The following is a 13,264-nucleotide window of genomic DNA, read 5'->3' as shown; positions in this document are numbered from 1 at the left end:
AAGCGGCGAGATCGCCGTCTACCGCGGTCGTATCGCGGTAGACGAACTCAGCGGCCCCGGAACACCGGAGCGCGCTTCTCGGCGAAGGCGCGGCGTCCTTCCAGCCGGTCCTCGCTGTCCCTAAGCAGTCCGAAGGCCTGGCGCTCCAGGGCCAGGCCGCCGGCCAGTGGCAGTTCCCTCCCGTTCATCGCGAGCCGCTTGGCGGCCGTCATCGCGAGCGGGGCATTGGCCGCCATCGTGCGCGCGATACGGACAGCCGTCTCCTGCAGCGCCGAAAGCGGCACGACCCTGCTGACCAGACCGATCCGCAGTGCTTCGGCGGCGTCGATGCGCTCACCCGTCAGCAGCATCCACATGGCATCGGACTGACCCACCGCGCGGATCAGACGCTGCGTGCCGCCCGCCCCCGGGATGCTGCCGACCCGCACCTCCGGCAGGCCGAACTGGGCGTTGTCCGAGCAGATGCGGATATCCGCCAGCAGGGCCAGTTCGAGTCCGCCGCCGAGGGCATAACCGTTGATCGCCGCGACGACGGGCTTGTCGGTGTGCAGCGTACCGAAGTTGAAGTGCCGGCTGCCGCCGCGAAAGACTTCCCGGGCGACGCCATCGGCTGACGGCATCGTCTTCTTGAGGTCCGCACCCGTGCAGAAGGCACGCTCACCCGAACCGGTGAGCACGAGCACGCGGACGTCCTCGTTGTTGGAGACTTCATCCCAGATGCTGAGCAGCTGCTCGTTGGATTCCGGGTCGATGGAGTTCATGGCCTCGGGCCGGTTCAGGGTGACGACGGCGACGCCATCCTGGACTGTGTAGATGATGGGCATGGGTATCGTTGTTCAGGTGAGTGAAGCGCTGGCGGGGGCCACCGGATCGATGGCGATGGCTGAAATGCCCAGCTCGGCGAGCACCTCGCGCGTGTGCTCGCCCAGCCTGGGTGCGGCGCGGCGCGCAGCCGGCCGCTCGCCCACCGCGCCGAGCACGCTGCGCGGCAACGTCAACGAGCCGGCGACGGGATGCTGCACGTTCTCTGCAAGTTCCGCCTCGACAAAGGCGTGGGACTGCGACACCTCGGCGTAGTCGTTGATGGGGCCACAGATGATGTCCACCGCGGCGAACTTCTCCAGCCAGAAGGCACGTGGATGCGCGAGCATGTGCACCTGCAGCAAGTCCAACAGCGCCTGGCGGTGCTGCAACCGGCTCCTGTTGTCGGCGAAGCGCGGATCGCGGGCGATCTCCGGTGCACCGATGGCCGTGCACAGGGCCTGCCACCTGGCAGGGTGATAGGCCGCCACCATGATCCACCCGTCGGCGCAGCGCAGAGCCTCGTTGGGCGTCGAATACGGCGCCGCGTTGCCTTGCGGCCCGGGCACGATGCCGTCCGCGAAGTAGGACGCGAAACTCACGTGCTGCAGCGCAATGGCGCTGGCGAACATGCTGGCCTCGACATGCTGACCCTTGCCGGTGCGGAGGCGGTCCTGAAGGGCGGCCAGCACCGATATGGCTGCAAGCGATCCGGTGACCAGGTCGACGACCGGCACCGGCACCTTGCACGGATCGCCATTCGGCGCTCCAGTGACGCTCATCAGACCACTCACGGCCTGCAGCACACCATCCACGCCGGGCAGGTCCTTGCTGGCGCCCTGCTGACCGTAAGCCGAGACCGAGCAGTAGATCAACCGCGGATTGTCCGCAGCCACGGTGGCGTAGTCCAGCCCGAAGCGCGCCATCACGCCGGGACGGAAACTCTCGACCAGCACATCGGCCTGCGCGATCAGTTCCTGCGCAGCCTTCCGGTGCGACGGCTGTTTCAGGTCCAGCACGATGCCGCGCTTGTTGCGATTCAGCGCCAGGAACGGGACGCCCTCCCCGTTGACCCATGGCGAAAGGGCGCGGGAGAGATCGCCGCTGGGCGCCTCGACCTTCACCACATCGGCGCCGAGGTCGGCCAGACACAAGGTGCAGGTCGGACCGGCCATGACCTGGGTGAAGTCGATGACCCTCAAGCCCTGGAGAGCGTTTGCCAGCATCCTAAGAACCCATCTGGATGTTGTTGGCGCGAATGACCGGCTCCCATTTGGCCCGTTCCGATCCCAACATAAGGCGGTACTCGTCCCGGGTCGCCGCCATGGGCTCCAGCCCCGCCGCGGTGAGCGCTGCGCGGACGTCATGATCCTGGACGGCCTTGGTGATGCCGGCATGCAGGCGTTCCACGACAGGCTGTGGCACACCGCTCGCCACACAGATGTCGTACCAGTAACTCGCGTCATACCCGGCGAGTCCGCCTTCGGCCAGCGTCGGTATGTCGGGTGCCAGCCCGGAGCGTCGCGAGCTTCCCACGCCGAAAACCTTCAACTGACCGCTTCGGGCGAACTGAATTGCCGTCGACAGCCCGACGATGGCCAACGGCAGATGCCCACCGACGACATCCTGAACGGCGGGCGCAGTGCCGCGATAGCCCACGTGCGTCATCTGCAGACCTGCCATCGAGGCGAACAGCACCCCGGCAAGATGATGTGGCGTTGCGGGACCGGGCGTGCCGAAACTCAATCCAGGGTGCTGCTTCACATAGGCGATGAGCTCGGCCACGTTTCCAGCGGGCACCTTGTTGCTCGCGACCAGAACAATCGGCACGCTCGCCAGCGGTGCGACCTGCACCAGTTCTGTCGCAGCATCGAATGGCAGTTTGCTGTTGAGAAGGTTCAGCAGCGACGTGACGCCGGAGCCTGTCGTCAACACGTATCCATCAGGCTTGCTGCGCAGGAGCTCGATGTACGCCAGTGCAGCCCCGGCCCCCGGCTTGTTTTCAACGACGATCGGCTGAGCCCACTGTTCGCTGAGCTTCTTCATCACCACACGCGCCGCCAGATCAGTGCCTCCACCGGCGGTGTAGGGCACCAGCAATCGCAGCGGCCGGGCCGGATACTCCTGCGCAAACGCCGAGGCCGCCGATGCTGGCCCCAGCGCAGCGAGAGACTTGATAAGTGTTCTGCGATTCATTCCGGCCCTGCCGATGTCGTTGGGCTTCAGACGGAAGGACTGCTCAGACTGCGGCCGCCACAGACGTACAGCAGCTGGCCCGTGAGGTAGCTCGACCCGGGTTCCGCAAAGAAGCGCACCGCACGGGCGATGTCCTGCGGCTGGCCGATGCGCTCCATGGGCACGGTCTTGTGCAGGCTCTGCCGCACTTCCTCGGTGAGCGTGGCGAACAGCGGCGTCTCCACGATGCCAGGCGCCACAGCGTTGACGGTGATGCCCTTGCGCGCATATTCGAGCGCCAGCGAGCGTGTCAGGCTCACCACGGCGCCCTTGGAGGCCGAGTAGGCCGCCTGGCCGCGGTTGCCCAGCCACGCGCGAGAGCCGATGTTGATGATGCGTCCAAAGCGGTTCTGCGCCATCTGCGAAAGGACCGCCTTCGCACAGATGAACTGCGAGGTCAGGTTGATCTCGATCACGCGGCTCCAGAACGCGAGATCCATCTTGGAGACCAGCTTGTCGCCGCCGATGCCGGCGTTGTTGACCAGGACGTCGATGCGTTCATGCGACGCCAGCAGCCGCGCCACCGCCGCCTCCACCTGGTCCACGGAACTGACGTCGACCTTGAAGGTGCTCACGTCCGCCCCTTCGCTCGACAACGTCCGCCTGGCCTCCTCCAGTGCGGCATCGTCGAAGTCCCACAGTGCGAGGCGGCACCCCGCCTGTGCCAGCTCGCGCGCAATGCCGAGGCCGATGCCCTTGGCGCCACCGGTCACGACGGCGACGAGGCCGTGCAGCGAGGTGGGCGTGATGATGTCTGTCGGGTTCATGGAGAGGGCCATCACAGCGAAAGAATGTTGATCGAACAGGCGGCGTGGTCGACGCCCCAGATACCGCCGCCGGTGACCTGCGTGAGGCCGATGCGTGCGTCCTGCACCTGGCGCGCGCCGGCACGGCCTTGCAGTTGTTCGCAGACTTCCACCACCTGTGCGACGCCGGTCGCACCCGGCGGGTGCCCTTTGGCGATCAGTCCGCCGCTGGGGTTGACCGGCACGCGGCCGCCCAGAGTGGTTGCGCCGCTCCTCAGCAGGCTTGCCGCTTCGCCGCGCTTGCAGAGGCCAAGCGCCTCGTAGTACAGCAGCTCGGAAATGGTGAACGCGTCGTGCACCTCCAGCAGGCTGAGGTCCTCAGGCCCGATGCCGGCCTGCTCGTAGGCCAGCCTGGCGGCACGCGCGGTGATCTCGGCCTCGGTCATGTCGACCGGTGTGGTCTCGAACAAGCCCGACTCCACCACGGACGCCAGAACACGCACCGGCTTGGCGACGCCCCTGGAGGGCTTGGTCGTGAGCACGAGGGCAGCGGCGCCGTCCACCACGGCGGGGCAGCACTGCAGCAGCGTGAGCGGCTCGGCCACGGGACGCGAGGCCAGAACCTCGTCGCGGCTCGCGAGCTTGGCAAACTTGGCGATGGGATTCAGGACGCCATGCCTGCGGTTCTTGACCGAGATGTCCGCCAGCGTCGTCAGGTCGAGGCCGTGGTCGTGCATGTAGCGCCGGGCCCGCATGGCGTACAGGGCGGGCATGATCATGCCGCGTCGGTTGTTCCAGTCCTTCTGGCTGAGTTGCAGCGGGCCACCGCCCAGGCTGCTCAGATGGTCCATGCCGAACACCACCACGGTGTCGTACTGGCCGACCTTGAGCGCCTGCAGTGCGAGATTCAGCGCGGTGGCTCCGCTGGAGCAGGCGTTGTCCACGTTGTAGACCGCGCCGCCGCTGGCGTGCAGTTCGCGCAAGGCGCGCTGCCCGGGCAGCATCGCGCCGAGCGCGTTGCCGCAGTAGAACGCCTGCACCTCGGACAGCGGTGTGCCGGCATCGGCCAGCGCATCGAGGATGGCCGCCTGGGCCATGGCCTCTTCGGTCAGCTCGGGAAAGCGACCGAAGTCAGTGATGCCGACGCCGGTGATCAGTGGTTGCTTCATGGGGCATCACTCCTGGAATGCATAGTCGGGCGTGCCGTCCGGCAACGCGAAGGGAACCACCCGAAGGCGGGCGCCGATGGCAGGCGGCTCGGCGTCATACAGCAGCCGACCAAACGCACGCACACCCGGTTCGAAGTCGACCATGGCGAGGCCATAGGGCTGCTTCTCCTTGCCGGGATGCACGATCGTGAAGCTGTAGAGAGACCCGACGGGCCCGAGCTCGACGACTTCGACCGGTTGGTCGCCATGGGTGAATTCGATCGGCGGGAACTGGGCTGGCTGCCCGCCTACCTGGGTGGCGACAAGCACCATGCCGCCGGGGGCTTCACGGAAGGGGGGTTCCGTTCGCTTGATGATCTTCAAAGGGGTCTCCTGTCCGTGGGGAGTTCGTCACAACGGGGAAAAGTATCGAGACCCGAATGCCTGCAGTCATTGGACTTCTGCTAGGCACTGTTTAGTGGCGCTAAAGCATCCGGAGCGTTTAGCCGGCCTAAAGAGAAGCCAGAAAAGCTCAAAGGACAGGCACCCTTTGGCGCCGCATACTGGATCGATGAAAGAACAAGTTCGCGTCCCCGTCACCCTGATGCGCGGTGGCACCAGCAAGGCCGTCTTCCTGTCGCAGCACGATGTGCCCAGCGATCCGCACGAGCGTCATCGCTTTCTTCTGGCTCTGTTCGGAAGTCCGGATGTGCGTCAGATCGATGGGCTCGGAGGCGCCGACATCCTGACGAGCAAGTGCGCCATCATTGGACCGCCGTCACGGCCGGACGCGGACATCGACTACACCTTCGTGCAGGTGGGCATCGATCAACCCACCCTCAGCTTCGAGATCGTCTGCGGCAACATCTCATCGGCCACGGGCGTCTATGCCTTGCAGGAAAAGCTGATCCCCGTGCACGAGCCCCTCACCACCGTGCGGGTGCACAACACGAACACCGGAAAGATCCTGCGCATGGCCGTGCAGTGCGCCGACGGCGAGCCGCGCGTGGAAGGCGACAGCGAGGTGGACGGCGTGCCCGGCACCGGCGCGGAAGTGGCGCTGGACTATTCGGACACGAGCGGCTCCACCACCGGCAAGCTTCTGCCTACAGGGCAGGCCCGCGATTGGGTCCACCTATCGAAGCTTGGGCGCGAAATTCCGGTGTCCGTGGTCGATGTCGGTACCGCCTGCGTTTTCATTCGAGCGGCGGACCTGGGCATCACCGGCACAGAGTTGCCGGGCCAGCTCAGCGCAGACATCTATGACATGGCCGAGGAGGTCAGGCGCTGGGCCGTGGAACGCTGCAACCTTCCATCGTCAGGGTTCTTGACGCCCTACCAGATCCTCATCAGCGAAGCACAGGACTACCGGACCATCGCCGGCGACCGCGTCGTGCACTCGTCGGAGGTCGATTTCGTTGCCCGCATGGTGCTCAACGGTGGCGCGATGCACAAGGCGTTCCCCGGCGGCGGCTCGGTCTGCCTTTCGGTGGCGGCGCAGATTGCGGGGACGATTCCCGCCGAAGCGCGAGGCACGCACGCCGGACCGGCGCGCATCCGGATCGGGCACCCGAGCGGCGTGCTCAAGATCTATGCGAACGTCGAACATGTGGGCGGCGAGGAATGGGCGGTTCGGGAGGTCCACTTCACACGCACGGCCCGGCGGCTGTTCGACGGCACGGCCTATGTGCGGCGATCGCGCCTCGGGATGGACGCACGGGACGACAACGCCGTGCAGGCCGTCGCTGGGGGGTCGGCGTCATGAGTGGCGGGGATCTTTTCTCGCTGCAGGGGCGCACGGCACTCATCACCGGCGGTTCGCGAGGCATCGGACGCATGATCGCCGAGGGCTTTCTCGCACACGGCGCCCGCGTCTATATCACTGCGCGAAAGGCAGAGGCCTGCAATCTGGCAGCGCAGGAGCTCGCCAACGCAGGCCACTGCGTTTCGTTGCCCCACGACGTGTCCACCGTCGAAGGCTGCCAAGCCGTGGCCGACGCCTACGGGCGACATGAGTCGACGCTCGACATCCTGGTCAATAACGCCGGCGCGGCCTGGGGAGAGGATTTCGACGCCTTTCCCGAAGGCGGCTGGGACAAGGTGGTCGATCTGAACCTCAAGACGCCCTTCTTCCTGACCAAGGCGCTGGCCCACCCGATGCGCGCCGCAGCCCAGGCGCGTGTCGGGAAGATCATCAACATCGCTTCCACCGACGGCATCGGGCTCAATCCCCAGGAAAACTATTCCTACGTCGCCAGCAAGGCGGGGCTGATTCACCTGACACGGCGGATGGCGATGCGCCTGGCACAGGACAACATTGCGGTCACCGCCATTGCGCCAGGCGCGTTTCCGTCCGAGATGAACCGCAATGCCCGCGACCACGGAGAAGCGCTGTCGGAGCACATTCCCGCAAGACGCATCGGCACGCCCGACGACATCGCAGGCGCCGCCATCTTCCTGGCCTCGCGCGCCGGCGACTACGTGATGGGCGCCACCCTCGTGGTGGACGGCGGCGTGACCCACGCGCGCCCCTACCGCTGAATTCCGGAGACGGAACGCGGCTGCGTTCACGCGGACACGACGTGCCGCCGGCCGATGAAGGCCCCTGAAGGCCCTCATCCTCCGGCCATCAGCCGGTCATTGATGTACGTGGCCGGAGGCTTGCCAAAGGCCTTCTTGAACATCGTGATGAAGGCCGAGGGCGACTCGTAGCCAAGGTCGTAGGCGACCTGCTGCACGGTCGCGCCGCCAGACAGCTCACGAAGCGCGACCATCATGTGCAGTTGGCGTCGCCACCGCCCGAAGCTCAGGCCGGTCTGCGACGTGCAAAGGCGATTCAACGTTCGCTCGCTCATGCCGAGATGGCGGGCCCAATCCGCCTGGGTACGGCGGTCAGACGGGTCTCGCATCATGGCTCGCGAGACCTGCCGCAGGCGGGCGTCCTCAGGCAAAGGCAGCGAGACCTCTTCTGCGGGCATGGCGCAGAGTTGGTCCAGCAGCACCCGCGCCAGCCGGTCCGTCGGCCCGCCGGCCTCATAGGAGGGCGGCTGCGCTGCCAGGTACTGAATCATCTCGCTGAGCATCGGGCTGATGCGCAGGGTGCAGCAACTGGCGGGCAAGGGCGCCGCCTCGCGCGCGACGAACAGGTAATAGATGACCGCGTTGGCCGTGCCGTGGTTGCTGTGCGGCGTACCGCCCGGAATCCACACGCCCGCCTGGGGCGGAACCATCCACATCGCACCGGGCACGTCGCACGAGACCGCCCCGCGCAGCGCCATCACCAGCTGGCCGGAGCGATGCCTGTGAACCGGAACCTCGCGCTCGCGTTCCTGGACGTCCACGCGATGTGCCATGACCGGCACCGACGGCTCGTAGTGCAGGTCGAGGCTGGCGCGAGACGTCGGACGGACCGGCCGACTCACCCTGGATGACCGGAAAAAGAAATCATCTGTCCAAGTTTACGATTTCTGACGAGTTTGCCGATGCCTAGCATCTCTACATGCAAACCATTCTCAACAAAGACGGGGCCGCATCGACCGTGTCGAACCCGCTCTCCAGGGGTGCCGCATGACCGCGTGGCCCGCTTTTTCAAGGCAGGAGTGGCTCTTTTCGCTCAAGAGCTTTGCCGCGGCCATGCTCGCGCTGTACCTGTCCAGCCGTTTCGGGCTGCCGCGGCCCTTCTGGTCCATGATGACCGCGTACATCGTGGCCCACCCCCTGGCGGGCCATGTGCGCTCGAAGTCGCTGTACCGCCTGTGCGGCACTTTGCTGGGGTGCGCAGCCACGGTGGTGCTGATTCCATCGCTGTCGGGGGCGCCTGTGCTTCTGTCGCTTGCCCTGGCGCTGTGGGTTGGCGCGTGCCTCTACCTGTCGCTGATGGACCGAAGCGCGCGCTCCTATGCATTCATGCTCGGAGGCTACTCTGCGGCCCTGATCGGCTTTCCGCTGGTGGACGCCCCCGCGTCGATGTTCGACACCGCCGTCGCCCGGACCGAGGAGATCGCGCTCGGCATCGTCTGCGCGAGCCTGGTGCACAGCATCGTGTTACCCGCCAGCCTCGCGCCTTCGCTCCTCGGGCTTGTCGACCGCACGCTGGGCGACGTGCGCCGATGGGCCGGCGACCTGCTGAGCCCGGATACCGACGATGAGCTTCGGGCGCGGCTGGCGCAGGACAGGCGGCGCATCGCCACCGATATCACCCAGTTGCGCCTGCTGGCCACCCACGTGCCCTTTGATACCAGCGGCCTGCGATGGACCCACCATGCCGTGGGCGAGCTGCACGATGGCCTTGCGGCACTCACACCTTCGCTTTCGGCCCTGGAGGACCGGCTCGCCGGCTTGCGCGATGCAACGGGCGGCGTGCCCCACCGCATCGCACGGGCCATGGCACAAAACAGCGCCGGCCTCGGCGCCGACGTGTCGACCGGCGCCTTGGACGGCGTTCGGGAGGCGGCACGACTGGAGGGCGCCGACCAGCGGAACTCTTCCTGGGTGCGTTCGCTGAACATCGGCGTGGCCGCCCACGTCGACGAACTGGTCGCCGGATGGCGCCGGTGCCACGCGCTTCGCGTCGACATTGCCGCCGGTCTGGCTGGCCATGCCCCGCATCCGAAGCGAGGAAGGCCTTCGCGGCCATCCGTCCTTCACGTGGACCGAGGCCTGGCGATGCGTTCTGCGTTCACCGTCGTGCTGTCCACCTGCACTGCATGCGCGGCTTGGATATTCAGCGGCTGGCGGGCGGGATCGTCGATGGCCATGGCGGCAGCGATCTTCTGCAGTTTCTTCGCGACCATGGACGACCCTTTGCCGGGCATGCACAAGTTCCTGGTCGCGCTGCTGTGGTCGATGCCCGTGTCGGCCTTCTACATCCTCGGCGTCATGCCGCTGGCGCACGACTTCGGCATGCTGGTGCTTTGTATCGCGCCGCTGTTCCTAGTCGTGGGCGGCTACCTCGCTCGTCCGGCAAGCAGCCTCACGGCCCTGGGCATGTTTTTCGGCGTGGCCGGCACGCTGGCCCTGCACGACATCGCCAGTGCCGACTGGGTCAGCTTTCTCGAGAGCAATCTGGCGCTCTTCGCCGGTGCCCTGATCGCCGCGCGCGTCACCGCCATCGTGCGCAGCGTGAGCAGCAAATGGAGTGCGCGGCGCATCCACCGGGCCACCTGGCGCGACCTTGCCGGGATGGCCGGCACGGCGGCACGACCAGGACGCGCACTGGCGCGTGACGCATTCGCCGGCCGCACGCTGGACCGGATCGCGCTGCTGGTCCCGCGCACGGCCGGCAGCGCCGCAGATCACGGCGGCCAGGCGGCGCAGCTCGCCATGCGCGAACTTCGCTTGGGCGCGAGCGTCGCCGTCCTTCAGCAGCAGCGCCACCTGCTGCCTGAAACGCCGGTGCGCGAGCTGCTGGTCGGCCTTGAGCGCGCGTTCCTCGCCCAAGCCACGGAGTCGCCGCGGCGGCTCGACGCGCTGTTGCCGGTTATCGACCGGCTGCTGGCCCTTTGCCTTGCGAGCACCGCATGCGAGCCCGCTGTGTCGGCCCTCGTGGGGTTGCGCAGGGACCTCTTTCCTTCAGCGCCTTCGGAGCTCCAACCATGATCGAGACCAGCGTTTTCGGCATCTACGTTCCCGGTCTGCTCCTGCTCGCCGGAGGCGCCATGGCATGCGCCTGGTGGGTTCGCCGCCTGCTGTCGCTCGTGGGTGCCTACCGGTGGGTGTGGCACCCACCGCTTTTCGACCTGGGGCTGTATCTCCTGTCGCTCTATGCGTTGGTCAGGCTGACCGGCGCCCTCTCCTCCTGAACCGACCCGTTGTCCTGCTGATCGACCATGAATATCACATCCGTCCGTCTTCCCCACTGGCTGTTGCGCCGGACTCCATCCCTTTTGCGGATGCTGCTGACCGCGCTGGTCGCGGTCGCCGCCTGCTCGGCCGCCCTCCAACTCTGGGACCACTACGAGCTTGCCCCCTGGACACGCAACGGCCGGGTGCGGGCAGACGTCGTCCAGGTCGCGCCCGATGTGTCCGGCATGGTGGCCGAGGTGGCGGTGCGCGACAACCAGCCGGTCGTGGCCGGCGAGTTGCTCTTCTCGATCGACGAAGCCCGTTTCACGCTGGCCATGCGGCAGGCCGAGGCTGCCGTCGCCGCGCAGCGGATCGTCATCGGCAATCAGAGAGTCGCACTGGCCCAGGCGCAACGCGAGCGCCGCCGCAACGACGAGCTGGAGGGGCTCGTCGCGCAGGAGGTGCGCGAGCAGTCGCGGCTGCGTGTCGAGCAAGCCAAGGGAGCGCTGCGGGCTGCCGAGACGGCCCTGCGCCAAGCGGAGGTAACGCTCGATGTGGCCCGCCTGAACCTCAAGCGCACAGATGTGCGCGCACCCGCGGCAGGTCGTGTCACCAATCTCGATCTGCGCCAGGGCGCCTATGCGACGGCCGGCCACGCCGCGTTGGCGCTGGTGGCGGATGATTCCCTTTACGTCGAGGGCTACTTCGAGGAGAACAAGCTCTCGCGCATCCGACTGGGCGACAGGGTACGCGTGACCCCCATGGACGCACCCTCGCTCGGAGGCTCGGTTGACAGCATTGCCGCTGGTATCGGCGACCGCGACCGCAGCACCGGCACCAACCTGCTGTCCAGCGTGAATCCCACTTTCAACTGGGTGCGGCTCGCCCAGCGTGTTCCGGTTCGGGTGAAGCTCGATCCGCTGCCGGCCCACGTTCGTCTGGTCGTCGGGCAGACCGTCTCCGTCGAGGTGATGGAAGGTCTGGGAGGGGCAACCGCCGCCGAGACCGGCGTTCAGGAGCCGCGGTCATGACGCCGCTTCGTGTCCTCGCTCGAACGATGGCTGCCGCATTTGGGATGCTGGCTGGCTGCGCCCAGGTTCCCGTCGGCCCCGACTACGTCGCGCCAGCAGCGCTCACCGCAGAGCAGTCCGCGTCGGCAGGGCCGTTCCTCTCTGGTGGCGCCGCCACATCAGACGCAACCATGCCCGCGCACTGGTGGCGTCTTTTCGACAACCCGCAGCTCGACGACCTGATCACCCAGGCCCTGGCGCACAACACCGATCTGCGCCAGGCCCTGGCCAACTTCGAGCGTGCCGCGGCGATCGGGAGCGAGGCGCACGGCAGCGAGAAGCCATCGTTCGCCATGCAGGGCGGACCGGGCTTTGGTCACGCTTCGGGCTTGTCCGTCCTGCAGCAGGATCAAGCGCCGCCGACCCGAGCCAATTACAGCGCGGGGGTGGCCGTGTCCTATCAACTGGACCTCGTCGGGCAGCTGCGGCGCGCCATCGACGCTGCCGAGGCGGATGCAGGCGCCGCGCGCGCAGCGGTTGATGTCGTGCGCGTGAGCGTCGCGGGCGGCACGGCACAGGCCTACGCTTCGGCGTGCTCGGCCGGTCTGCAGTTGCGCGTGGCGCAGGCGTCGGTACGTTTGCAGGAGGAGGCGCTCGCGCTCGCGCAGCGCTTGCAACGCGCGGGCAAGGCCAGCGCCATGGACGCCGCGCGTGCACGCGCTCAGCTTGAAGCCCTGCGCGCCGCGATTTCTCCGCTGGAAACCCAACGCCAGCAGGCCCTGTATCGGCTTGCCGCGCTCACGGGTGCGCCGCCGCGCCACTTTCCTCATGCCGTCGGCCAGTGCGAGCAGCCTCCGCATGTGGCCGGTTTGCTCCCGGTCGGCGATGGCGTCGCGCTGCTTGGACGTCGGCCCGATGTGCGGCAGGCCGAGCGAAGTCTGGCAGCGGCCACCGCACGAATCGGTGTGGCGACGGGCGATCTCTATCCCAAGGTGACACTGGGTCTGACATCGGGATCGTCAGGCTTTCTCGAACGCTTCGCCAACCGTGAAACCTTCAGCTACAGCGTTGGTCCGCTGATCAGTTGGACGGTTCCGAACACCGGTGTGGCCCGCGCGCGGATCAGCCAAGCCGAAGCAACGTCGCGAGGTGCGCTCGCACGGTTCGACGGCACCGTTCTCAATGCGCTGCGCGAAGTCGAGACCGCACTGGACGCTTACGCGCGGGAGCTCGATCGCCATGCGGCGCTCGTCGCCGCACGGGACCAGAGCCTGATCGTGGCAGAGCAGTCCCGGGCGCTTCTGGTCAGCGGGAAGATCGGCCAGCTCGATGTCCTGGATGCGCAGCGCACCCTGGCTTCCCACGAGGCTTCGCTGGCGGTCTCGGATGCGCAGATTGCGCAGTACCAGATCGCCGTGTTCATGGCATTGGGGGGCGGGTGGGAATGACCTGCTCCCCGTGATCCTTACCATGGCACTAGAGAAAATCCGCGCAACCGAGAGGAAGCGCGATGCGCAAGAGCAGATTCACAGACGAGCAA

General features: G+C 67.0%; 13 protein-coding genes. 6 read left to right on the top strand and 7 right to left on the bottom strand.

Annotation, left to right across the window (positions count from 1 at the left end):
* Positions 1-47: 47 nt before the first annotated feature.
* From BXA03_RS25805 to BXA03_RS25780, 6 genes are read right to left on the bottom strand one after another with little or no spacing between them, the layout of a single operon-like run.
* Positions 48-824 carry an enoyl-CoA hydratase/isomerase family protein gene (locus BXA03_RS25805; protein WP_076512048.1) on the bottom strand — a complete coding sequence of 259 codons (777 nt, stop codon included), beginning with the start codon at positions 822-824 and terminating at the stop codon, positions 48-50.
* A gap of 12 nt (positions 825-836) precedes the next feature.
* On the bottom strand, positions 837-2,003 hold the full coding sequence (locus tag BXA03_RS25800; RefSeq protein WP_234983844.1) for a CaiB/BaiF CoA transferase family protein: 1,167 nt from the start codon (positions 2,001-2,003) through the stop codon (positions 837-839).
* A gap of 25 nt (positions 2,004-2,028) precedes the next feature.
* Entirely contained in the window at positions 2,029-2,997 is a 969-nt protein-coding gene (locus BXA03_RS25795; RefSeq protein ID WP_076512046.1) for a Bug family tripartite tricarboxylate transporter substrate binding protein, read from the bottom strand.
* Positions 2,998-3,023: 26 nt separating this feature from the next.
* The gene (locus BXA03_RS25790; RefSeq protein WP_076512045.1) at positions 3,024-3,803 is read right to left on the bottom strand and encodes an SDR family NAD(P)-dependent oxidoreductase; all 780 of its coding nucleotides are present in this window, start codon (positions 3,801-3,803) and stop codon (positions 3,024-3,026) included.
* Between the two features lie 11 nt (positions 3,804-3,814).
* Positions 3,815-4,951, bottom strand: coding sequence for a thiolase family protein (locus tag BXA03_RS25785; protein ID WP_076512044.1), 1,137 nt, complete (start codon positions 4,949-4,951; stop codon positions 3,815-3,817).
* A 6-nt stretch (positions 4,952-4,957) separates the two neighbouring features.
* On the bottom strand, positions 4,958-5,314 hold the full coding sequence (locus BXA03_RS25780) for a Zn-ribbon domain-containing OB-fold protein (protein WP_076512043.1): 357 nt from the start codon (positions 5,312-5,314) through the stop codon (positions 4,958-4,960).
* Between the two features lie 187 nt (positions 5,315-5,501).
* On the opposite strand from BXA03_RS25780, the gene BXA03_RS25775 reads away from it, so the two are divergent.
* Entirely contained in the window at positions 5,502-6,695 is a 1,194-nt protein-coding gene (locus tag BXA03_RS25775; protein ID WP_076512042.1) for a 2-methylaconitate cis-trans isomerase PrpF family protein, read from the top strand.
* Positions 6,692-7,471, top strand: coding sequence for an SDR family oxidoreductase (locus tag BXA03_RS25770; RefSeq protein WP_076512041.1), 780 nt, complete (start codon positions 6,692-6,694; stop codon positions 7,469-7,471). Before BXA03_RS25775 ends, BXA03_RS25770 begins: the two co-directional genes overlap by 4 nt.
* 74 nt (positions 7,472-7,545) lie before the next feature.
* Here BXA03_RS25770 and BXA03_RS25765 read toward each other — a convergent pair whose 3' ends face one another.
* Positions 7,546-8,208 (bottom strand): AraC family transcriptional regulator, encoded by a 663-nt coding sequence (locus BXA03_RS25765; protein WP_234983845.1) that lies wholly within the window; start codon positions 8,206-8,208, stop codon positions 7,546-7,548.
* Between the two features lie 289 nt (positions 8,209-8,497).
* On the opposite strand from BXA03_RS25765, the gene BXA03_RS25760 reads away from it, so the two are divergent.
* From BXA03_RS25760 to BXA03_RS25745, 4 genes are read left to right on the top strand one after another with little or no spacing between them, the layout of a single operon-like run.
* Positions 8,498-10,528: an FUSC family protein gene (locus tag BXA03_RS25760; RefSeq protein WP_076512039.1), complete on the top strand. Its 2,031-nt coding sequence runs from the start codon at positions 8,498-8,500 to the stop codon at positions 10,526-10,528.
* Positions 10,525-10,731: a DUF1656 domain-containing protein gene (locus BXA03_RS25755; protein ID WP_076512038.1), complete on the top strand. Its 207-nt coding sequence runs from the start codon at positions 10,525-10,527 to the stop codon at positions 10,729-10,731. Before BXA03_RS25760 ends, BXA03_RS25755 begins: the two co-directional genes overlap by 4 nt.
* A gap of 27 nt (positions 10,732-10,758) precedes the next feature.
* A complete protein-coding gene (locus tag BXA03_RS25750; RefSeq protein WP_076512037.1) occupies positions 10,759-11,745 on the top strand; it encodes an HlyD family secretion protein in 987 nt (328 codons plus the stop codon).
* The gene (locus tag BXA03_RS25745; protein ID WP_076512036.1) at positions 11,742-13,172 is read left to right on the top strand and encodes an efflux transporter outer membrane subunit; all 1,431 of its coding nucleotides are present in this window, start codon (positions 11,742-11,744) and stop codon (positions 13,170-13,172) included. The genes BXA03_RS25750 and BXA03_RS25745 overlap by 4 nt, the downstream gene beginning before the upstream one ends.
* The last annotated feature ends 92 nt before the right edge of the window (positions 13,173-13,264 follow it).

This window comes from Pseudacidovorax sp. RU35E (assembly GCF_900156165.1).
Classification (GTDB): Bacteria; Pseudomonadota; Gammaproteobacteria; order Burkholderiales; family Burkholderiaceae_C; genus Xenophilus.
The sequence above is the reverse complement of the archived record's forward strand: the minus strand, read 5'-3'. Positions and strand labels throughout refer to the sequence as shown.

Bases quoted from the DNA above. Each gene is read 5' to 3' on its own strand.
- BXA03_RS25805 (WP_076512048.1), bottom strand. From the start codon at position 824: ATGCCCATCATCTACACAGTCCAGGATGGCGTCGCCGTCGTCACCCTG.
- BXA03_RS25795 (WP_076512046.1), bottom strand. From the start codon at position 2,997: ATGAATCGCAGAACACTTATCAAGTCTCTCGCTGCGCTGGGGCCAGCA.
- BXA03_RS25790 (WP_076512045.1), bottom strand. From the start codon at position 3,803: ATGAACCCGACAGACATCATCACGCCCACCTCGCTGCACGGCCTCGTC.
- BXA03_RS25785 (WP_076512044.1), bottom strand. From the start codon at position 4,951: ATGAAGCAACCACTGATCACCGGCGTCGGCATCACTGACTTCGGTCGC.
- BXA03_RS25775 (WP_076512042.1), top strand. From the start codon at position 5,502: ATGAAAGAACAAGTTCGCGTCCCCGTCACCCTGATGCGCGGTGGCACC.
- BXA03_RS25770 (WP_076512041.1), top strand. From the start codon at position 6,692: ATGAGTGGCGGGGATCTTTTCTCGCTGCAGGGGCGCACGGCACTCATC.
- BXA03_RS25765 (WP_234983845.1), bottom strand. From the start codon at position 8,208: ATGGCGCTGCGCGGGGCGGTCTCGTGCGACGTGCCCGGTGCGATGTGG.
- BXA03_RS25760 (WP_076512039.1), top strand. From the start codon at position 8,498: ATGACCGCGTGGCCCGCTTTTTCAAGGCAGGAGTGGCTCTTTTCGCTC.
- BXA03_RS25755 (WP_076512038.1), top strand. From the start codon at position 10,525: ATGATCGAGACCAGCGTTTTCGGCATCTACGTTCCCGGTCTGCTCCTG.
- BXA03_RS25750 (WP_076512037.1), top strand. From the start codon at position 10,759: ATGAATATCACATCCGTCCGTCTTCCCCACTGGCTGTTGCGCCGGACT.
- BXA03_RS25745 (WP_076512036.1), top strand. From the start codon at position 11,742: ATGACGCCGCTTCGTGTCCTCGCTCGAACGATGGCTGCCGCATTTGGG.